We start from the raw sequence: 20184 nt of genomic DNA, 5'->3' as shown, positions 1-20184 counted from the left end.
ACTCGATCGTGGCACTCGGCGAGCGAGTGTCGCACGGTGCCCGTACCGTCATTGTCAGTCGATGTGTCGGACGAGGACGGTGAGGGCGATGGCCCGCGACGGTGACACCCAGCAGCCCACCAGGGAGTTCCCGGAATACCCGACCAGCGAGTCCCTGCACGACCGGGCGGAATACCAGCCCGACCCGGTCCCCGGCGTTCCCGCGCCGACCGGCGGCGGTGGCCCGGCCCGCGGCCTGCTCTGGGTGCTCGGCGCCGCCGCGCTGGCGGTGGTGGTGCTGCTCGGCGTGCAGGCGACCGGCTGGCTGCCCGACTTCCGCAACCCGTTCGCCAAGGAACAGACCGACCGCAGCCAGCCGCCGCTGCTCAAGTCGATCCGCGACCTCAGCCGCTACGTGGCGGCGGAGGGCAACTTCCAGGTGGTGGTCGACGTGCAGAAGGACCGGCGCAACGTGCCCGACTTCCTGCTCAACGAGCGCACCCTCTTCGTCGGGGCGGGCCGGGTCGAGGCGTACGTCGACTTCGCGAAGATCGGTGACGGGGCCGTGGTGGTCTCCGAGGACGGCAAGTCCGTCGAGATCAAGCTGCCCGCGCCGCAGCTCGGCGAGACCGACCTGGACATGGACAAGAGCTACGTCTTCGCCGAGGAGCGGGGCCTGATCAACCGGCTGAACGACCTGGTGGCCGGCGACCCCAACCGGCAGCAGCAGATCTACAAGCTGGCCGAGGACCGGATCACCTCGGCCGCCCGGGACAGCGGGCTCACCGCCCGTGCCCAGGAGAACACCCGCAAGATGCTGGAGGGGCTGCTGCGCTCCCTCGGCTACCAGCAGGTGACAGTCACCTACACGGCGCCCTGACCTCGCACGACGCGCCCGCCCTCGCCAGGGGCGGGCGCGTCGTCGAGTGCGGGTCAGCGGGTGGCGAGGTAGCGGTCCTCGTTCGGCATCAGCACCCACAGGATCAGGTAGACGATCACCTGGGTGCCGGGCAGCAGCAGCGACAGCAGGAACAGCAGCCGGACCATGCCGGCCGACATGCCGAACCGCTGGGCGAGGCCGGCGCAGACACCGGCGAGCATGCGCCCCTCACGGGGCCGGACCAGTTTGCGACTCATCGTCGTCTCCCACTTCTGCGGCGATCCGCCGCGCTGATTCCACGGTAGAGAGGGGTGCGCGCCGCGCCCTCGGCCCCGAGGAGGATCGGCGACCCGGGCACCCGTAGGTGCTTACCCCGGAGCAGCCGCACCGACGCGCGTCCACCCGGCCCTTCTCGATCACCCGCCCTACAGGTTGTTCGTGTAGAAGCTGGTGAGGCGGTCGACGGCGGCGTCGACGTATGCGGGTTCGTCGTACATCTCGTAGTGACCGGCGCCGTCGATCACCATGAGGTCGACGGGGTTGGGGGCCAGCTTCCACAGCCGCATGCCGGTGTCGTGGGAGCCGGTGTTGCCGACGCGTCCGGCGAGGATGACCTGGAGCGGTTGGGTCATGAGCTGATCGGCCAGGTGGAACGCGTCGTAGCCCAGCAGGAGGGAGTCCCCGCGCAGGAGGCGCCGGTTCGTGGAGTGTTCGCTACGGCCGCGCTCGGTGCGGTAGTAGGTGACGGCCTGGGTGGTGTCGATGTCGGTCAGGCCCGCTGCCGAGGCGTCCTCCAGGGTGTCGGGCAGCCAGTTCACACGGGTCGTCTCGCCGGAGCGGGCCTCCTCGGTCCGGGCGTCCGCGAGGGCGTCGAGTGCCGCGGCCGGACCGTCGGGGGAGAAGCCGCGGAACGCCGCGCCGATGTCGACGGGGACGACCGTGCCGACCGCCCTGATGCGGTGGTCCGTGCGGGCGGTGTGCACGGCGTAGCCGCCGCCGGCGCAGATGCCGAGGACGCCGACGCGGCGCGGGTCGACGCCGGGGGTCGCGGCGAGCACGTCGATGGCGTAGGAGATGTCCTCACCTCGGCGGTAAGGATCTTCGAGGTCGCGCGGCTCGCCCTCGCTCCGACCCTGATGGGCGGGGTCGAGGACGAGCGCCGCGATGCCGCCGGCGGCGAGACGGGAGGCGTAGTTGGCGCCGATCTGCTCCTTCACGCTGCTGCCCGGGGTGGAGAGCACCACGGCGCGCAGCGGTGCGCTGCTGTCGGCGTCGTCGGGCAGGTGGAGGTCCGCGGCGAGGCTGATGGGACCGCGCGGGATCGTGAGGTGCGTGAGCATGTCTGGGTTCCTCCGTGAGATTATGTTCCATAGGAGTCCAGTACGAGACCGTGTTTGTACGAGATGGAACTAGTACGAAACCGTACCACGTGGCGGAGGGGTGGCATGTCGGTCGACGGGGCGCAGCTGTGGACGCTGAACCAGCGGCTGCTGGGCGTGGTGATGGACGCCTGCACGGGGGAGCTGGCCGAGGTCGGGCTGGAGACGAAGGAGTTCTTCGTCCTGGCCGAGGTGGAGGCGTCGCCGTACCCGGCCGAGATCGCCACGGCACTGCTGCTTCCCAAGGCGAGCGTCACGGTCTACGTCCGCAACCTCGTCGCCAAGGGGTTCATCCGGCGCGAGATCGACGACGCGGACCTGCGGCGTCACCGGCTCGTACTGACCGCCGAGGGCACGCAGGCGCGGGATCGTGCCCTTGCCGCCCTCGCGGCGGAGTACGACCGCAGGCTGGCGAGGATCACTCCGCAGGACCGCACCGAGCTGCAGCGCATCCTTCAGGAGATGCTCTCGCCCGCATGAGTCCGCCGGGGAGCCGGGCGTGAGGCGGGGTGGGGGCGGGTATTGAGCTGGGCGGGTAGGCTCGCCGGTCGGCGCCTCCACCCTTGGCGCCGGCCGTCCGACCCCAGGACCAGGGGGCGCGGCATCGCACCGGTTCGAAACCGCACAACGGGGACGACGGCGAGGAAAGTGCAGCCATGATCAGTGTTTTCGACCTCTTCAGCGTCGGTATCGGGCCGTCCAGCTCGCACACCGTCGGGCCGATGCGGGCCGCCCGTACGTTCGTGGGCGGGCTGAAGGCCGACGGGCAGCTCGCCGACGTGGCCCGGGTGCAGGCGGAGCTGTTCGGCTCGCTGGGCGCCACCGGCCACGGCCACGGCAGCGACCGCGCGGTGCTGCTCGGGCTGGAGGGCGAGGCCCCGGAGACGGTCGACACCGACGGCGTCGGCCCGCGGGTGGCGCGGATCCGGGACGAGCGGCGGCTCCGCCTGCTCGGCAGCCAGGAGATCGACTTCGACCCGGACCGGGACCTGGTGCTGCACCGTCGCCGCTCGTTGCCGTACCACCCGAACGGGATGACGTTCGCGGCGTTCGACGCGGCCGGGAACGAGGTGCGGTCCCGCACCTACTACTCGGTCGGCGGCGGGTTCGTGGTGGACGAGGAGGCCGCCGGGGCGGACCGGATCAAGGCGGACGCCACCCGGGTCCGGCACCCGTTCCTCACCGGCGCGGACCTGCTCCGGGTCACCACGGAGACCGGGCTGTCGATCAGCGAGGTGATGCTCGCCAACGAGCTCTCCTGGCGCAGCGAGGCGGACGTCCGCGTGGGGCTGCTGCACATCTGGCGGGTGATGCGGGAGTGCGTGGAGAACGGCTGCACCCGCGACGGCGTACTCCCGGGTGGGTTGAAGGTCCGCCGCCGCGCGGCCGAGCTGCGGCGCGGCCTGGAGGCGGAGAACGGCGCGGACGACCCGCTGCGCGCGATGGACTGGGTGACGTTGTTCGCGCTCGCGGTCAACGAGGAGAACGCCGCCGGCGGTCGGGTGGTCACCGCGCCGACGAACGGCGCCGCCGGGATCATCCCGGCCGTGCTGCACTACTACACCCGGTTCGTGCCGGGCGCCTCCGACGAGGGGGTGGTCCGGTTCCTGCTGGCCGCCGGCGCGATCGGGGTGCTGTTCAAGGAGAACGCCTCGATCTCCGGGGCCGAGGTCGGCTGCCAGGGGGAGGTCGGGTCGGCGTGCTCGATGGCGGCGGCCGGGTTGGCGGAGGCGCTGGGCGGCACGCCGGAGCAGGTGGAGAACGCCGCCGAGATCGGCATGGAGCACAACCTGGGGCTCACCTGCGACCCGGTCGGCGGGCTGGTGCAGATCCCGTGCATCGAGCGCAACGCGGTGGCGAGCATCAAGGCGATCACCGCGGCGCGGCTGGCGTTGCGCGGCGACGGGGTGCACCACGTGTCGCTCGACAAGGTCATCAAGACCATGCGGGAGACCGGCGCGGACATGAAGGTCAAGTACAAGGAGACGGCGCGGGGCGGGCTCGCGGTCAACGTGATCGAGTGCTGACCCCGTTGGGGTGATCCGGCGCGGACGGCCGCCGGGCGACGGTGGGACGGCGCGACGATGAGGCGGTGACGTCCGGCGTCGCGGCGCTCTGGTCCGCCCGCACCTCGCTGCGCATCCTCATCCGGCGGGATCTCGCGGTGAAGTACCAGCAGTCGGTGCTGGGCTACCTCTGGTCGCTCATCGAACCCCTCGGCATGGGCCTGATCTACTGGTTCGTGTTCGGGGTGCTCTATTCCGGGGCGACCCGGCGGCACCTGGGCGAGGCGGCCGGCTCGTACCCGCTGTTCCTGATCACCGGGATCTTCGCCTGGATGTGGGCCAGCTCGGCGTTGACCGAGGCGGCCGGCGCGCTCACCGGGCAGGCCCGGCTGATCACCACGATGAACCTGCCCCGGCCGATCTTCCCGATCGGTCGGGTCGCCGGCCGCTTCGCCGAGTACCTGGCCGGGCTGCCGATCCTGGCCGCCATCGCGGCGCTCTACGCGGCCCAGGGGAAGATCCACCCCGGGTGGAGCCTGCTCGCCCTGCCGCTGGCCGTGGCCGTGCAGTTCGTGCTGCTGGTGGGCCTCGCGCTGCTGCTGTCGGCGGGCAACGTGCTGATGCGCGACATCGAGCGGATCATGCGGCTGGCGATCCGGCTGCTGTTCTACGCCACCCCGATCATCTATCCGTTCAACCTGGTCCGGGACTCCGGCATGCCGGGCTGGCTCAAGGTCGCCTACGAGCTGAACCCGCTGGTCGGGATCTTCCAGTTGCACCACGCGGTCTGGTATCCGGACGAGTTCCCGGACGCCCGGCTGCTCACGATCACGGTGCTGGGCAGCGTGCTGGTGCTGGCGCTCGGTTGGTGGGCGTTCCGCCGCCTCGAACCGGCCGTGCTGAAGGAACTCTGAGTGGCGCCGATCATCGAGGCGGACGGGCTGGGCATCCGGTTCGTCCGGAACCGGCGTCGGCAGCTCCGGTTGCGGGAGCTGCTCGTGCACCGGGGCGCCCGCGACCCCGACGCCGGCCGGTTCTGGCCGCTGCGGGACCTGTCGTTCCGGATCGAGCCGGGCGAGACGGTAGGCGTGGTGGGGCGCAACGGCACCGGCAAGAGCACGCTGCTGCGGCTGATCGCCGGCGTGCTCATCCCCGACGAGGGCGCGATCCGGGTGCACGGCCGGGTGGCGCCGCTGCTGGAGTTGTCCGCCGGGTTCTCCGGTGACCTGACCGGACGGGAGAACCTCTACCTGGTCGGCGGGCTGCACGGGCTCTCCCCGGCCTACCTGCGCCGGCACTTCGACGAGATCGTCTCGTTCGCCGGTGAGCAGGTGGAACGCGCCATCGACACGTCGGTGCGGCACTACTCGTCGGGGATGAAGGTGCGGCTGGGGTTCGCGGTGATCGCGCACCTGCCGCACCCGGTGCTGTTGGTGGACGAGGTGACCGCGGTCGGGGACGCCGAGTTCCGCGCGAAGTGCTATGCGACCATCGAGCGACTTCTCGCGGAAGGGCGCACGCTGGTGCTGGTGTCACACAACGACAAGGACCTCACCCGGTTCTGCCGTCGGGGGCTCTACCTCGACGCCGGACGGTTGACGGTCGACGGAACGATCGACGAGGCACTGCGGGCCTACACCGACGCGGCGCAGCGGTGACGCTCGCGATCGTGCTCGCCGCCGGCCCGGCGGCGGGCGGGCTCACCGAGCCGTCGAGCACTTCGGCCGAGCCGGCCCCGGGTCGACCCGACGGGGAATCGCCCACCGAACGCCTGGCCGCGCAGTGGCGGCGGGCCGGGGCGGACGACGTGCGGGTGGCCGCCGACCTGGCCGAGCTGGCCGACCTGGTGTCCGGCGCGACCGGCCCGGTGCTGGTCAGCGGCGTCGACCTGGTGGCGCACACGGCCGTTCTCCGGCATCTCGCGACCAGCCCGGTCGGGCCGACGGTGGCGCTGGTGCTCACCGATCCGCCGGCCGCCGGGCAGGCGACGGTGCGGGAGGAGCGCGGCCAGGTGGTCGCGGTCGGCGACGACGCGGACGCGACGGGCGTGTTCGGCGGCGCGCTGCGGGTCGGCGCGGCCGACCTGCCGGCCCTCGCCGACGCCGCCCGCGCGGCCGCCGCACCGGCCGGACCTGCGCCGGGCGGACCTGCGCCGGCCGCGACGGTGACCGGGACCGGCGGGCCGCTGGCCGCGGTGGACCGGCTCGTGGCCGAACTCGCCGCCCGGGGGCCGCTGATCTTCGCCCACCGGGTACGCCTGCTCGTGGCGCACCGGGTCGGCGACGCGGCGCAGCAGGCGGCCGCCGAGGCGGCGGTGGCGGCGGTCGACGAGGACCGGGCCGAGTTGAAGCTGTCGGTGAAGGAGCGCGACGACTTCTTCACCACGTTCTTCGTCAGCACCTGGTCCCCGTACGTGACGAAGGCCGCCGCCCGGATCGGGCTGGGCCCGAGCGGGGTCACCCTGCTCTCGGTGCTGTTCGCGGTGGCGGCGGCGGTGCTGTTCGGCGTCGGCGGCCGGCCCGCGCTGGTGGCCGGCGCGGTGCTGCTCTACCTGGGTTTCGTGCTCGACTGCGTGGACGGGCAGGTGGCCCGCTACACCCGGCACTTCAGCGCCTGGGGCGGCTGGCTGGACACGATGGCCGACCGGTTCAAGGAATACGTCGTCTACGCCGGGCTGGGCTTCGGCGCCACGCACGCCGGGTTCCGCTACGGCTGGGCGCTGGCGCTGGCCGCGATGACCTTGCAGACCGTGCGGCACATGACCGACACCTGGTACGGCGTACTGCACGACGAGGCGGCCCGCCGGCCGAAGGTGGTCACCGGCGACGCCGGCGGGTTGGGCGGGAAGTTGAACGCGGCGTCGACGCGGGTGCAGGCCGACACCGGCTCGGTGTCGTACTGGCTGAAGCGGACCGTGGTGTTCCCGATCGGTGAGCGGTGGGCGTTGATCGCCCTGGCCGCCGCGCTGTTCGGGCCGCTGGTGGCGCTCTGCGCGGTGCTGGTCTGGGGCACGTTGGCGTTCGCGTACACCGGGGCGTTGCGGACGCTGCGGGCGCGCTGGATGCGGGTGCCGGTGCTGACCACTGTCGACGCCGGCCTGCACCGCGACGACGGCCTGCTGACCAGGACGCTGCCGACGACGCGCCGGCCGTTGTCGGTGGCGGCGGTGGCCGCGCTCGGCGCGGCGGCGCTGCTGGTCTGGGCGCTGTGGGCGGTGCACGGCGGGCGCGACCTGCCCGGCTGGGGCGTGATCCTCGCGCTGGTGCTGCTGCTGGGCGCGGCGCAGGGTTCGCGGGCGCCGCACGCCGGGGCGCTGGACTGGCTGGTGCCGGCCGCGTTGCGGGCCGCCGAGTACCTGTTCGCCATCGCGGTGGGGGTGGCCGGTCGGGCGCCGGCCTGGCTGATCTTCGCCTACGTCCTGGTGCTCACGCTGCACCACTACGACCTCACCGCCCGGCTGGAGAAGCGGCAGGCGGCTCCGCCGCTGCACGCCGTCACGCTGGGTTGGGAGGGGCGCTCGCTGCTGCTGGCAATCGGGCTGATCGCCGGAATTGCGAGTATCACTCTGGCTACACTCGGTGCGTACCTTCTTGTGGTTTTCGTCGCGAGCGTGGTCCTCGCCTGGGTGGTCCTGCCGGCCCGCGCCCGTGGGGGTGCCGCCTCGCCGGGCTGACGGAGGGCGGGCCGGGATGACGCTGATCAGCTTCGTCGTGCCGGCCTACCGGGTGCAGGGCTACCTGCGGGAATGTCTCGACTCGATCCTCGGCCAGCCGTTCGGCGACCTCGAGGTGATCGGGGTGGACGACGCCTCACCGGACGACAGCGGCGAGATCCTGGCCGAGTACGCGGCGCGCGATCCCCGGGTCCGCCCGGTCCGGCTCGCCGAGAACGTCGGGCTCGGTCCGGCCCGCAACATCGGGCTGGACCGGGCCGTCGGCGAGTACGTGTGGTTCGTCGACGGCGACGACTGGCTGGTGCCCGGCTGCCTGCCGCACGTCGCCGACCGGCTCCGGGACACCCGGCCGGACGTGCTGATCGTGGACCACGTGCGGGCGCACTGGAACAACGTCGGCACCCGCAGCGCCATGCGCGACGTGTTCCCCGATCCGCCCGGCCCGGAGACGTTCGCGTTGCGGGACCGGCCGGAGACGCTGAAGTTGCTGCACACCGCCTGGAACCGGCTGGTCCGCCGGGAGTTCCTGGTCGAGCGCGGGCTCCGCTTCGCGCCGGGCTGGTACGAGGACGTCTCGTTCAGCTATCCGGCGCTGATGGCGGCCGATCGGATCGGCGTGCTGGACCGGGTCTGCCTCAACTACCGGCAGCGCCGCACCGGGGCGATCACCCGGACCCGGGGCGACCGGCACTTCGAGGTCTTCGCCCAGTGGCACCGGGTGTTCCGGCTGATGGACCGGTGGGGGGTGGACGGCCTGCGGCCGGCGATCTTCGAGCGGATGATCTGGCACTACCTGACCGTGCTCGGCAACGGGGAGCGGATCGCGCCGGAGTTGCGGGCGCCGTTCTTCGCCCAGATGCACGCCGACTACGTCCACTTCCTGCCGCCCGGCGGTTACCCGGTGCCGCCGGGCGTGGAAGGGCTGAAGCACCGGCTGGTGGCGGCCGGCCGGTGGCGCACGTTCAGCGCGTTGCGGGAGGTCCACCGGGCGCGCGACGCCGCGCGGGGGACGGCCGGCCGGGCCCGGCGGCGGGTGGCGCCGGCGGTGCGGCGGACCGCCCGGCGGGCGCGGGACACCGCGTTGCGCGAGTACTACCGGGCCGAGCTGCGTCGTCCGATCGATCCGACCCTGGCGGTGTACGCGGCCTACTGGTACCGGGGCTACTCCTGCAACCCGGCCGCGATCTACGAGGCGGCCCGGCGGCTGGCCCCGCAGGTGCGCGGCGTCTGGATCGTCCGGCGCGACCGGGTGGGCACGCTGCCGCCGGGCGTGGAATACGTCGTCGCCGGCACCCGCGAGCACCACCGGGTGCTGGCCCGGGCGCACTGGCTGGTCAACAACGTGAACTTCCCCGACTTCGTGCGCAAGCGGCCCGGCACCGTGCACGTGCAGACCCACCACGGCACGCCGGTCAAGGTGATGGGCCTGGACCAGCAGCGCTACCCGGTGGGCGCGATGGGCATGAACTTCGCCGGCCTGCTGCGCCGGGTGGACCGCTGGGACTACAGCATCACCTCGAACAGCTTCTCCACCCAGATGTGGGAGCGGGCCTACCCGGCCGACCACGTCACGCTGGAGGTCGGCTACCCGCGCAACGACCGGCTGGCCCGGGCCACCGCCGAGGAGTGCCGCCAGGTCCGCGCCGCGCTGGGCATCGGGCCCGAGGAGTACGTGGTGCTCTACGCGCCGACCCACCGGGAGCACCTGCCGGGCTGGCGGCCCCCGTTCGACCCGGACCGGATGCGCGACGCGCTGGGCCCGGCCGGGCGGCTGCTGATGCGCAGCCACTACTTCCACGACCGGGACCGGCGACCGCGCGGGCCGGCGGCGGGCGGGGTGCTGGACGTCAGCGCGTACGAGCGGGTGGAGGATCTCTACCTGGCCGCGGACGTGCTGGTCACCGACTATTCGTCGGCGATGTTCGACTACGCCGTGCTGGACCGGCCGATCGTCGTCTATGCGCCGGACTGGGACGCCTACCGGGTGGCCAGGGGCGTCTACTTCGACCTGTTGGCCGAGCCGCCGGGCGCGGTGGCGGTGGACTTCCCCGGCCTGCTCGACCTGTTCCGCTCCGGTGCGGTGGGCGGCGAGGTGGCCGGTCGGGCGCGGGCCGCCTTCCGGGCCCGGTTCTGCGCGCTGGACGACGGGCACGCCGCCGAGCGGGTGGTGCGCCGGGTGTTCCTCGGCGAAATGCCCTGAAAAAGTGTTACTGGCTGGTCACTTAACCGTAGAGCCCGGCGAATAGCGCTTAATAGGACTGTCACGAGCCGAACATGGCACGTTTACCCGATGTGCGAATCCGATGATCCTGGTCACAGTCATTCCCGGGTTCGGGCGAGCGACTGGGGAGGTGACGGTGACCACCGTCGCGCTCAAGGATGTCACCAAGGTGTTCCAGGACGGAACCATCGCGGTCGACACCATCAATCTGGACGTCAACGACGGCGAGTTCATGGTGCTGCTGGGGCCGTCGGGCTGCGGCAAGTCCACCGTGCTGCGGATGGTCGCCGGCCTGGAGGATCCGACCTCCGGCGCGGTCATGCTCGGCGGCGAACTGGCCAACGACCTGCCGCCACGGGACCGGAAGATCGCGATGGTCTTCCAGGACTTCGCGCTCTATCCGCACATGACCGTCGGCGACAACATCGGCTTCCCGCTGCGGCTCTCCGGCATCGAGCCCGGGCCGCGCGGCGAGCGGATCCAGGACGTGGCGGGTGCGCTCGGCATCGGCGACGTGCTGGCGCGCAAGCCCAGCCAGCTCTCCGGCGGCCAGCGGCAGCGGGTCGCCATGGGCCGGGCGATAGTGCGTCGGCCCGGCCTGTTCCTGATGGACGAGCCGCTCTCCAACCTGGACAGCGGCCTGCGCGCCGAGCTCCGGGCGGAGATCTCCGCGCTCACCCGGGAGCTGGGCGTCACCACCATCTACGTCACCCACGACCAGGCCGAGGCGCTCACCATGGCCGACCGGGTGGCCATCATGCGCAAGGGCGTGCTCCAGGACGTGGGCACCCCCACCCAGGTGTACGGGCGACCGGCGACGCTCTACGTCGCCGCGTTCCTGGGCAGCCCCCGGATGAACCTGCTGGAGGCGTCGGTCTACGTCCACCTCGACCGCTACGTCGCGTTGAACCTCGGTGAGCAGGCGCTCTATCTGCCCTGGGACGACATCCGCAGCCGCGCGGTGGCGCACTACCACGGCGAGCGGATCGTGGTCGGGCTGCGCGCCGAGGCGCTCACCCCGGTCGCCCCGGACACCGCCGGTGACGTGCTGCACGGCCGGATCCGCTACCTGGAGCACCACGGTCACGAGTCGCTGGCCTTCCTCGACATCGGCGCCACCGCGATCGTGGTCGACGAGATGGGCACCCCGGTCGAACGGGCCGCTCCCGGGCAGCGCAGCCTGCGCCGGTTCGGCCAGGTGATGCAGCGGCTCACCGGCCGGTCCGGCTCGCCGGGGGCGAACGCCGAGCCGTCGTCGAACGGCAACGGTGGCGGCGGCAACCGCACCAGCGTCCTGCCCGATCCGGGCCGGCACCACCGCCGCCCGGCCGAGCTGGCGGTGCGGCTGGCGCCCTATCCCCAGGTGTCGGCCGGGCACCCGCTGGCGGTGCAGGTGCGGATGGACGCGCTGCACTTCTTCGACGAGCGCGGCGACCGCATCGACGTCGGCTGGCGATGAAAGGCGGGGCCCCCTGTTAACGCATTCTGCATAGGCGGGGGCCCCGCTTAACACCCGCCGTCCGGCGCGACCTGGCGGAAGAGCACCCGCAGCAGTGGCAACTCCGGTGACTGCGGCGAGGTGGCGGACAACCTGCCCGGCGTGGTCGGGGTCCGGGACAGCAGGGACCGGCAGGGTCGGCGCTGACGTTCACGCCGGCGAGCTGGGCGGCGTTCGTCGCCCACGCCAAGCGCCCCTGACCACCGCTCGCCCATCCGACGCCGCCCCGGCGTGCGTGATCGACTCCACCTCGGCGGAGTGGCGCGGGCGGCGCGGGGCGCCTGGTCTTCGCTTGCCACGGTGAGTCGGTCCTCGTGTTCGCGGACCCCTCGGCGGCCGACCGGTCGGACTGGGTATCGGAGCGACCGGCGTGTCGCGCGGTCCAAGAGGTAGCACTCTTCGGCGACATACCCCAGCGTCATGATTATGACCAGGAGGCATGAGGCGCAAAAGTAACCTCTTCGGCTGCGGCGTCACACCGAGTGTTCGCCGGTGTTCCGGATCATCTGTCCGAGCACCTTGAGGGCAGTGACGTAGTCCGCGTCGTCGATGTCCCGATGGATGCGCGCCCGGATCGCCGGCGCGTGCTGCTTGAGGCGGACCCGCGCCTCCTCACCCGCGTCGGTGATCGACAGTCGCCCCTCCTGGCCGCGGGCCAGCCATCCGCGCTCCAGCAGCACCTCCGCCTCGGCGGCCAGGTCGTCCTCGGCCCGCAGGTACGAGCGCATCGCCCGCCGCAGCTCCGGGACGGTCCGCCCGCCGCCCTGCGGCAGCAGGCCCGGTCACGCCTTGCGGCGTAGCTCGCGGAGTACGCCGTGCCGGCGCAGTGCCCAGGCGAGGCGCCGGGCGCTCGGGTGGCGCACGAACAGCACCGCCGCCCGGCGGACCAGGCCGAATCGGTTGTCGCGCACCTGGTCGTCGACCGCCCGCCAGATCAGCGCGCGCACGTCGGCGCTGTCCAGCACCGCCCGCACCTCGTGGCGAACCGCAGGATCCTCGGCCGCCGACGTGACGGCGATGACCCGACCCGGCTGGTCGGACATCGGCTCCACCGCCGCCGCGACGAGGGGCCGGCGAACCGCGTCCCGCTCCAGCAGCAGCAACACGGCTTCCCGGATCTCGACCGTGTCCAGGCCGGACCGCAGCAGGCCCAGCAGGCTGCGTTCGACCTCGCGCTCGTGATCCGGGTCGGCCAGCGAGGCCAGAAGCATCGCTATCTCGTCGAGGTCGATGAGGTGTCGTAGCCCGTCGCGGAACTCCGGCAACTCCCACGCCACCCGTAGACCGGTGACGAGATTGCGGTTCATGAGCCGTCCGCTACCCGGAGGCGAGGGCCGGCGAAACGCCCGGCCGCTTGCCCCGGAAGTTACCGGCGAGTAGCGTTCGGGCATGTCCATCGACTCTCGGCAGGTGGCGGCCGGTCTCCTCGAAGCGGTGCCGTTCGCCCGTACCCTCGGAATCGACGTCGTGGAGGTCGCACCGGAGGCCGCCGGCGGCGTCCGGGCCGTGGTCCGCCTCCCCGACGACCCGGCGCACCACAACCACGTCGGCGGCCCGCACGCCGGGGCCATGTTCACCCTCGGCGAGACCGCCTCCGGCGCGGTGGTGCTGGCCGCGTTCGGGCAGGTGCTCGACCGGGCCGTACCGCTGGCCGTGACCGCGACCATCGGCTACCGCAAGGTGGCGATGGGCCCGGTGCTGGCCACCGCGCGGCTCGGCCGCCCGCCGGCCGACGTGCTGGCCGAGCTGGACGCCGGGCAGCGGCCCGAGTTCGATGTCGACGTGGAGATCGGCACCGAGGACGGCACGGTCACCTCGACGCTCACCGTCACCTGGACGCTGCGCCCGAACCGCTGACGGCCACGAATCGGGTTTGCCCGGTGACCCGCCTGGATAGATTCAGGCAATGCTGGGCCTACCCGCGCACGTGACCGCGTGTCTCTTCGATCTGGACGGCGTGCTCACGCAGACCGCCAAGGTGCACAACGCCGCCTGGGCCGAGACGTTCGACGCGTTCCTGCGCCGCCGGGCGGCCGAGACCGGCGAGCCGTTCCACCCGTTCGACCCCGGACCGGACTACAACCGGTACGTGGACGGAAAACCACGCGCCGACGGGGTGCGCTCGTTCCTCGCCTCGCGCGGCATCACGCTGCCCGAGGGCACCCCCGACGACCCGCCGGACGCGGACACCGTCAACGGCGTCGGCAACCGCAAGAACGTCGTCCTGCTCCAGCGGATCGCGCACAACGGCGTCGAGGTCTACGACGGCTCGGTGCGCTACCTGGAGGCGGCCACCCGGGCCGGGCTGCGCCGGGCGGTGGTCTCGGCCAGCGCCAACTGCGAGGCCGTGGTGCACGCCGCCGGGCTGGACCGGTGGTTGGAGGCGCGGGTCGACGGCGTGGTCGCCCGCCGACGCGGGTTGCCGGGCAAACCGCACCCGGACACGTTCCTGGAAGGTGCCCGGATGCTCGGCGTCGCACCCGCGAAGGCCGCCGTCTTCGAGGACGCGCTCGCCGGGGTGGCCGCCGGGAAGGCCGGCGGCTTCGGGTACGTGGTCGGCGTCGACCGGGTCGGCCAGGCCGACGAGCTGCGGGCGCACGGCGCCGACGTGGTGGTCTCCGACCTCGACGACCTGCTCACCACGGAGCCGGCCGCATGATCCGGGAACGGTCCTACCCGGTGGAGCCGTGGCACGTGCGCGAGGTGCGGCTCGACATGGACGTGCTGGCCCAGTCCGAGTCGGTCTTCGCGCTCTCCAACGGTCACATCGGGCTGCGCGGCAACCTCGACGAGGGTGAGCCGCACGGCCTGCCCGGCACCTACCTGAACTCGTTCTACGAGCTGCGCCCGCTGCCCTACGCGGAGGCCGGCTTCGGCTTCCCCGAGTCGGGGCAGACCATCGTCAACGTCACCAACGGCAAGCTGATCCGGCTGCTCGTCGACGACGAACCGCTCGACGTCCGCTACGGGGAGCTGCTCGACCACGAACGGGTCCTCGACCTGCGCGCCGGCACCCTCCAGCGGGAGGTGCACTGGCGTTCCCCGGCCGGTCGCGAGGTCAAGGTGCGCAGCACCCGGCTGGTCTCGTTCACCCACCGCTCGGTCGCTATGATCAACTATGAGGTGGAGGCGGTCGACGGGCCACTGCGGCTGATCCTCCAGTCCGAGCTGGTGGCGAACGAGTCGCTGCCGCCGCAGAGCCGCGACCCCCGGGTCGCCGCCGTCCTCGAATCGCCGCTGCTGGCCGAGGAGGAGCTGACCACCGACGACGGTGGCCTGCTCATCCACCGCACCAAGGTCAGCGGCCTGCGGGTCGCCGCCGCGATGGGCCACGACGTGCACGGCCCCGAACGCACCACCATCGAGTCCGAGGGCTACCAGGACTGGGTCCGCACCACCATCGGCTGCGTGCTCAAGCCCGGCGAGAAGCTGCGGGTGGTCAAGTACCTGACGTACGGCTGGTCCAGCCGCCGGTCGCTGCCGGCGTTGCGCGACCAGGTCGGCGCGGCGCTGTCCTCCGCCCGCCTCGACGGCTGGGACGGGCTGCGCCGCGCGCAACGCGAATACCTGGACACCTTCTGGGACGCCGCCGACGTGCGCGTCGAGGGCGACCCGGAGGTGCAGCAGGCGGTCCGGTTCGGCCTCTACCACGTGCTCCAGGCCGGTGCCCGCGCGGAACGGCGGCCCATCTCGGCCAAGGGCCTCACCGGCCCCGGGTACGACGGGCACGCGTTCTGGGACACCGAGATGTTCGTGCTGCCGGTGCTCACCTACACCCAGCCCGGCGCGGTGAAGGACGCCCTCCAGTGGCGCTACGACACCCTGACCCAGGCGCAGGAACGGGCCCGCACCTTGAACCTGGAAGGTGCGGCGTTCCCGTGGCGCACCATCGAAGGGCCCGAGTCGTCGGCGTACTGGCCGGCCGGGACCGCCGCGTTCCACATCGCCGCCGACATCGCCGACGCGCTGCGCCGCTACGTGCTGGTCACCGGCGACGAGGCGCTGGAGAAGGAGATCGGGCTGGAACTGCTGGTCGAGACCGCCCGGCTGTGGCGCTCCCTCGGCCACCACGACCGCGCCGGCCGGTTCCACATCGACGGGGTGACCGGCCCGGACGAGTACACCGCCGTCAAGAACGACAACGTCTACACCAACCTGATGGCACAACGGAACCTGCTCACCGCCGCCGACTGCGCGATGCGCTACCGCGACCAGGCGCTCGACCTCGGCGTCACCGAGGAGGAGGCGGCCGCCTGGCGGGACGCCGCGCAGGACATGCACGTCCCGTACGACTCGGAGATCGACGTGCACGAGCAGGTGGAGGGCTTCACCCGGTTGCAGGAGTGGGACTTCGAGCACACGCCGCCGGAGAAGTATCCGCTGCTGCTGCACTACCCCTATTTCGACCTGTACCGCAAGCAGGTGGTCAAGCAGGCCGACCTGGTACTCGCCATGCACTGGCGCGGTGACGCGTTCAGCGCCGCCGAGAAGCTGCGCAACTTCACCTACTACGAACGCCGTACCGTCCGCGACTCGTCGCTGAGCGCCTGCACCCAGGCCGTCCTCGCGGCCGAGGTGGGCTTCCCCGAGCTGGCCCACCGCTATCTGCGCGAGGCCGCGCTGATGGACCTGCACGACCTCAACGAGAACACCCGCGACGGCGTGCACATGGCGTCGCTGGCCGGCGCCTGGATCGCGCTGGTCGCCGGCTTCGGCGGGCTGCGCGACCACGACGGGACGCTCTCCTTCGCGCCCCGGCTCTCCAGCCGGCTCAGCCGTCTGGAGTTCTCGTTGCAGTGGCGGTCGATGCGGCTGCGGGTCGACGTCCGCCCGCACCAGACGACGTACTCGCTGCGCAACGGCGGGCCGGACACGGTGCTCGACCTGCTGCACCACGGCGAGCCGCTGCGGGTCACCTGCGCCCGGCCGGTCACCGTGCCGGTGCCGCAGGCGCACGCACCCGGGCCGCAGCCCGAGCAACCGCCGGGCCGGGCGCCGCTCATGCACCTGCCGGAACACGCCGGCTGAGGCCGGCCGGTCCCGCCCCGGAGGGCGGGACCGCGCGGTCCGCGTACCTCAGAACTGGGGTCCGTTGGACGGACGTCCGCCCGGGTCGCGCGGCGCGACCGCCCGCGGGTCCTCGGGGGTACGCGCCGACGCGGCGCGGTCGGCCCAGTCCGGCGAACGTTCCAACTCCTGTTCGCGGCGTTTCTGGTCGGTCGGTTCCTGCTCCCGCGTCCTGTCCTTCTTCGCCATCGTCAGAACCTCGCGATCGGTCGGGGTCCGTGGTCACCCCGCGCGTTCCCGCCCGAGGTGGGCTCAACCGTCCAGGTGGCCGGCGAAGCTCTGCCGCAGGTGGTTCTTCGGCCGGGAGCCGACGGTCGAGCCGACCACCGCGCCGCCCTTGAACACGAGCAGCGTCGGCGCGGACATGATCTGGTAGGCGCGGGTGGTCGCCGGGTTCTCGTCGGTGTTCAGCGCGACGAAGCGGATCGCGTCGCCGAACTCCTCGGCCAGCTCGGACAGGTGCTTCGACACCACCCGGCAGGGCGGGCACCACTCGGCCCAGAAGTCGACCACGACCGGCCGGTCGGCGGCCAGCACCTCGGCCGCGAAGGTGGCGTCGGTGACCGGGCTCAGCCGGCCGGTCCGCGTGTCCTGAGGCATGTTTCCTCCCGTTGGGCGATCGCGCGGGCGAGTTGGTCGTGCAGCCGGCGGCGCACCGAGCCGAGCCGGTCGAGGTAGTCGTCCACCTCGGCGAGCTTGCGCCGCAACACCGCCACCGAGTCGGGGCAGACGTCGCCGGAGTCGTGCCCGGCCCGCAGGCAGGCGACGAACGGACGGATGTCGTCCAGTCCGAAGCCGATCGCCAGCAGCGAGCGGATCTCGTGCACGACGCGGAGTTCCGCCTCGTCGTAGACCCGGTAGCCGTTGGCGGACCGCCCCGGCCGGACCAACCCGTGTGTCTCGTAGTAGCGCAGCGTCCGGGTGCTCGTGCCGGCCCGCCGCGCCAACTCCCCGATCCGCATCCCTACCTCCTGCCCGTCCCGTCCACGGCCGACGCTAAACCTTGCCGCCGACGTCAACGCAACCCCGCCCTCTCCCTGCCTCTCCCTGCCCTCTCCCTGCCCCCTTCCTGCGTCGATCATGAAGTTGGCTGGCTGGGGGAGCGCTCTCCCGGCAGTCAACTTCATGATCGACGGGGTGGTGGGTATGCGGGCGGCGGAGGTGAGGGGCGTGCGTGAGGTTTCGGTGCCGGTGGTGGACGGCGGGCTGGTCGGGGAGGTGGCCGTGCCGTCGGGGGCGGTCGGGGTGGTGTTGTTCGCGCACGGGAGCGGCAGTTCGCGGCGCAGTCCGCGCAACGTGGCCGTGGCGCGGGCGCTCACCGCGCGCGGGCTGGGCACCATGCTGGTCGACCTGCTGACCGTCGACGAGGAGGCCCGCGACGAGGTCACCGCCGAGCTGCGCTTCGACATCGGGATGCTGGCCGAGCGGCTCGCCGGCATCGTCGACTGGATGGGCGCCGACCCGGAGCTGGGCCGGTTGCCGGTCGGCCTCTTCGGCGCCAGCACCGGCGCGGCCGCCGCGCTGGTCGCCGCCGCGACCCGGCCCGAGCGGGTGGGCGCGGTGGTGTCCCGGGGCGGGCGTCCGGACCTGGCCGGCAGCTCACTGACGGCGGTACGCGCACCGACGCTGCTGCTCGTCGGTGGCCTGGACAGGGGGGTGATCACGCTGAACGAGCAGGCGCGCGACGCGCTGGGCGAGGTGGCCGAGCTGCGGATCGTGCCGGGCGCCACCCACCTCTTCGAGGAGCCCGGCACGCTGGAGCAGGTGGCCGACCAGGCCGGCGCCTGGTTCGTCGCCCACCTGCGCCAGCCCCACCCGGCCTGAGCCGTCGACCACGCGTCGGCCGGTCAGCGGTGCGTCGACCGGCCGGTCAGCCGGTGGCGTCGGCGGGGCGTGCCACCTCGGCGGACCGGTGTCGCTGCACGGTGTCCAGCACCCGCCAGAGCACGGCCGCGATCGGCACCGAGACGAACGCGCCGGCCACCCCGGCGACAAGCGTGCCGGCGGTGACCACCACCAGGATGACCGCCGGGTGCAGCTGCACCTGGCGGCGCATCACGAGCGGCTCCAGCAGGTTGCCCTCGATCTGCTGCACGGCGATCACCGCGGCGAGCGTGAGCAGGGCGGTGGTGGGGCCGTTGGCAGCCAGCGCGACGAGCACCGCCACCGCGCCGGCGACGGTGGCGCCGATGATCGGCACGAACCCGCCGAGGAACGTGATCAGGGCGAGCGGCAGGGCCAGCGGGACACGCAGCACGACAAGGGCCAACCCGATGCCGATCGCGTCGATCGCCGCGATGATCATCGTGCCCCGGCTGTACGCCCCGAGCGTCCGCCACCCCGCCCGGCCCGCCGCGGCGGTCACCTCGCGACGCGGGCCGGTCAGCCGCCGCAGCACCCAGTGCCACATCGACCGGCCGTCCTTGAGCAGGAAGAAGAGCAGCACCAGGCCGAGAAGGAGCGCGCCGGCCACCTCGGCGGCCTTCCGCGCGCCGGCCACCGGGTCGGGCGCGCCGGCGCTGACCCCCTGGCGGATCTGCTCCACCAGCTTGTCGAGCTGCTGATCGGTCACCGGGAGCGTGGAGGTGACGAACTCGCGGCTGCGTTGCAGGCCCTCGTCGAGCTGCTGGCTCAACTCGCCGAACTGGCTCGCGGTGAGGTTCCAGACCAGCACCCCGGCCCCGACCAGAACGCCGAGCAGCAACAGGACGGTGAGCAACGCGGCGAGCGCGGCCGGCACCCGCAGCCGACGCAACCGCACCAGCACCGGGTCGAGCAGCGCGGTGAGGAAGAGCGTGCCGGCCAGCGCCACGGCCAGCGGGGCCAGCAGCACCGCCACCTTCCCGAGCAGCCACAGACCGGCGGCCACCACCAGCAGGCAGGCGCTCCAGGTCACCGCCGTCCGCACCGGCCAGGGCAGCCCCGCCCAGGTCTGTCGCGGCCCGGGCTGCGCCAGGCCGACCCGCGGCTGCGACGGCGCGTCGGCCGACCGCGCCTCACCGGGTCGCGCCTCACCGGGTCGCGCCTCGGCGGCCCGCGCATCGTCCGGCCGGGCCGGATCCTGCCGGGCCGGGTCAACCTGGGCCGGGTCGGGCCTGCCAGCGTCCACGTCGCCTCCTCGATCGAGGCCGTTGGTACCCGACGCGGGTGAATCCGACACCCGGGCCGTGATCGCCCGCCCGGTGTTTGCGCCCCCGGCCGCAGGGAAGGCTTTCAACGTACCGAAAGGAGATGCGACATGAGTGACTTCATGGACAAGGCCAAGGACTTCGCCGACAAGCACGACGAGCAGGTCGACAAGGGCCTCGACAGGGCCGGTGACATGGCCGACCAGCGCACCGGCGGCAAGTACGACCAGCAGATCGACAAGGGCGTCGACATGGCGCAGCAGCGCACCGGTGAGGGCGACACCGCACGCTGACCACCCGTTCGGATCCCGGGCCGCCCGCGCGGTGGCCCGGGATCCGTGCCGTCCGGCGCG

General features: G+C 72.6%; 21 protein-coding genes and 1 pseudogene. 14 read left to right on the top strand and 8 right to left on the bottom strand.

Features of this window, described 5'->3' with window-relative positions:
* Nucleotides 1–88: 88 nt before the first annotated feature.
* Nucleotides 89–859 (top strand): DUF4230 domain-containing protein, encoded by a 771-nt coding sequence (locus GA0070213_RS13500; RefSeq protein WP_091062621.1) that lies wholly within the window; start codon nt 89–91, stop codon nt 857–859.
* 53 nt (nt 860–912) lie between these two features.
* Here GA0070213_RS13500 and GA0070213_RS13495 read toward each other — a convergent pair whose 3' ends face one another.
* A complete protein-coding gene (locus GA0070213_RS13495) occupies nt 913–1116 on the bottom strand; it encodes a PspC domain-containing protein (RefSeq protein WP_091062618.1) in 204 nt (67 codons plus the stop codon).
* 168 nt (nt 1117–1284) lie between these two features.
* Complete coding sequence (locus GA0070213_RS13490) at nt 1285–2199, bottom strand: alpha/beta hydrolase (RefSeq protein WP_091062615.1); 915 nt, start codon at nt 2197–2199, stop codon at nt 1285–1287.
* Between the two features lie 105 nt (nt 2200–2304).
* Between GA0070213_RS13490 and GA0070213_RS13485 the strand changes: the two genes are divergently transcribed.
* From GA0070213_RS13485 to GA0070213_RS13450, 8 genes and pseudogenes are all read left to right on the top strand, one after another.
* On the top strand, nt 2305–2718 hold the full coding sequence (locus tag GA0070213_RS13485) for a MarR family winged helix-turn-helix transcriptional regulator (protein ID WP_091062613.1): 414 nt from the start codon (nt 2305–2307) through the stop codon (nt 2716–2718).
* A 176-nt stretch (nt 2719–2894) separates the two neighbouring features.
* The gene (locus tag GA0070213_RS13480) at nt 2895–4265 is read left to right on the top strand and encodes an L-serine ammonia-lyase (protein WP_091062610.1); all 1371 of its coding nucleotides are present in this window, start codon (nt 2895–2897) and stop codon (nt 4263–4265) included.
* 65 nt (nt 4266–4330) lie between these two features.
* The gene (locus GA0070213_RS13475; protein ID WP_091062609.1) at nt 4331–5158 is read left to right on the top strand and encodes an ABC transporter permease; all 828 of its coding nucleotides are present in this window, start codon (nt 4331–4333) and stop codon (nt 5156–5158) included.
* On the top strand, nt 5159–5902 hold the full coding sequence (locus GA0070213_RS13470; protein WP_091062607.1) for an ABC transporter ATP-binding protein: 744 nt from the start codon (nt 5159–5161) through the stop codon (nt 5900–5902). It abuts the gene before it with no gap.
* Complete coding sequence (locus GA0070213_RS13465) at nt 5899–7917, top strand: DUF5941 domain-containing protein (RefSeq protein WP_091062605.1); 2019 nt, start codon at nt 5899–5901, stop codon at nt 7915–7917. Before GA0070213_RS13470 ends, GA0070213_RS13465 begins: the two co-directional genes overlap by 4 nt.
* 16 nt (nt 7918–7933) lie before the next feature.
* Entirely contained in the window at nt 7934–10117 is a 2184-nt protein-coding gene (locus GA0070213_RS13460; RefSeq protein WP_091062602.1) for a bifunctional glycosyltransferase/CDP-glycerol:glycerophosphate glycerophosphotransferase, read from the top strand.
* A 157-nt stretch (nt 10118–10274) separates the two neighbouring features.
* Nucleotides 10275–11597, top strand: a complete 1323-nt coding sequence (locus tag GA0070213_RS13455) for an ABC transporter ATP-binding protein (RefSeq protein ID WP_091063167.1) — start codon at nt 10275–10277, stop codon at nt 11595–11597.
* A gap of 63 nt (nt 11598–11660) precedes the next feature.
* Nucleotides 11661–11836, top strand: a pseudogene (locus tag GA0070213_RS13450) (DUF397 domain-containing protein); the annotation flags it as partial.
* Between the two features lie 273 nt (nt 11837–12109).
* Here GA0070213_RS13450 and GA0070213_RS13445 read toward each other — a convergent pair.
* Nucleotides 12110–12364 (bottom strand): hypothetical protein, encoded by a 255-nt coding sequence (locus GA0070213_RS13445; protein WP_217628614.1) that lies wholly within the window; start codon nt 12362–12364, stop codon nt 12110–12112.
* 54 nt (nt 12365–12418) lie between these two features.
* Nucleotides 12419–12943, bottom strand: a complete 525-nt coding sequence (locus GA0070213_RS13440) for a hypothetical protein (RefSeq protein WP_091062600.1) — start codon at nt 12941–12943, stop codon at nt 12419–12421.
* Nucleotides 12944–13025: 82 nt separating this feature from the next.
* On the opposite strand from GA0070213_RS13440, the gene GA0070213_RS13435 reads away from it, so the two are divergent.
* From GA0070213_RS13435 to GA0070213_RS13425, 3 genes are read left to right on the top strand one after another with little or no spacing between them, the layout of a single operon-like run.
* Complete coding sequence (locus GA0070213_RS13435; RefSeq protein ID WP_091062598.1) at nt 13026–13493, top strand: DUF4442 domain-containing protein; 468 nt, start codon at nt 13026–13028, stop codon at nt 13491–13493.
* Between the two features lie 49 nt (nt 13494–13542).
* Nucleotides 13543–14295, top strand: a complete 753-nt coding sequence (locus GA0070213_RS13430) for a beta-phosphoglucomutase family hydrolase (RefSeq protein WP_091062595.1) — start codon at nt 13543–13545, stop codon at nt 14293–14295.
* Nucleotides 14292–16664: a glycoside hydrolase family 65 protein gene (locus tag GA0070213_RS13425; protein ID WP_091062593.1), complete on the top strand. Its 2373-nt coding sequence runs from the start codon at nt 14292–14294 to the stop codon at nt 16662–16664. Before GA0070213_RS13430 ends, GA0070213_RS13425 begins: the two co-directional genes overlap by 4 nt.
* A gap of 48 nt (nt 16665–16712) precedes the next feature.
* On the opposite strand, the gene GA0070213_RS13420 is transcribed toward GA0070213_RS13425, so the two are convergent.
* The 3 genes from GA0070213_RS13420 to GA0070213_RS13410 all read right to left on the bottom strand — a co-directional run bounded on the left by GA0070213_RS13420 (nt 16713) and on the right by GA0070213_RS13410 (nt 17665).
* The gene (locus GA0070213_RS13420; RefSeq protein ID WP_091062591.1) at nt 16713–16892 is read right to left on the bottom strand and encodes a hypothetical protein; all 180 of its coding nucleotides are present in this window, start codon (nt 16890–16892) and stop codon (nt 16713–16715) included.
* A gap of 63 nt (nt 16893–16955) precedes the next feature.
* Nucleotides 16956–17303 carry a thioredoxin gene (trxA, locus tag GA0070213_RS13415; protein WP_091062589.1) on the bottom strand — a complete coding sequence of 116 codons (348 nt, stop codon included), beginning with the start codon at nt 17301–17303 and terminating at the stop codon, nt 16956–16958.
* Nucleotides 17273–17665 (bottom strand): MerR family transcriptional regulator, encoded by a 393-nt coding sequence (locus tag GA0070213_RS13410; protein ID WP_091062587.1) that lies wholly within the window; start codon nt 17663–17665, stop codon nt 17273–17275. Before GA0070213_RS13410 ends, trxA begins: the two co-directional genes overlap by 31 nt.
* A gap of 163 nt (nt 17666–17828) precedes the next feature.
* On the opposite strand from GA0070213_RS13410, the gene GA0070213_RS13405 reads away from it, so the two are divergent.
* A complete protein-coding gene (locus tag GA0070213_RS13405) occupies nt 17829–18527 on the top strand; it encodes a dienelactone hydrolase family protein (protein WP_091062585.1) in 699 nt (232 codons plus the stop codon).
* A gap of 46 nt (nt 18528–18573) precedes the next feature.
* Here GA0070213_RS13405 and GA0070213_RS13400 read toward each other — a convergent pair whose 3' ends face one another.
* A complete protein-coding gene (locus GA0070213_RS13400) occupies nt 18574–19812 on the bottom strand; it encodes an AI-2E family transporter (RefSeq protein WP_245716379.1) in 1239 nt (412 codons plus the stop codon).
* 129 nt (nt 19813–19941) lie between these two features.
* Here GA0070213_RS13400 and GA0070213_RS13395 point away from each other — a divergent pair, with 129 nt between their 5' ends.
* Nucleotides 19942–20124 carry an antitoxin gene (locus GA0070213_RS13395; RefSeq protein ID WP_091062584.1) on the top strand — a complete coding sequence of 61 codons (183 nt, stop codon included), beginning with the start codon at nt 19942–19944 and terminating at the stop codon, nt 20122–20124.
* Nucleotides 20125–20184 lie beyond the last annotated feature (60 nt).

The sequence above is a fragment of the Micromonospora humi genome, assembly GCF_900090105.1.
GTDB classification, from domain to species: Bacteria; Actinomycetota; Actinomycetes; order Mycobacteriales; family Micromonosporaceae; genus Micromonospora; species Micromonospora humi.
The sequence above is the reverse complement of the archived record's forward strand: the minus strand, read 5'-3'. Positions and strand labels throughout refer to the sequence as shown.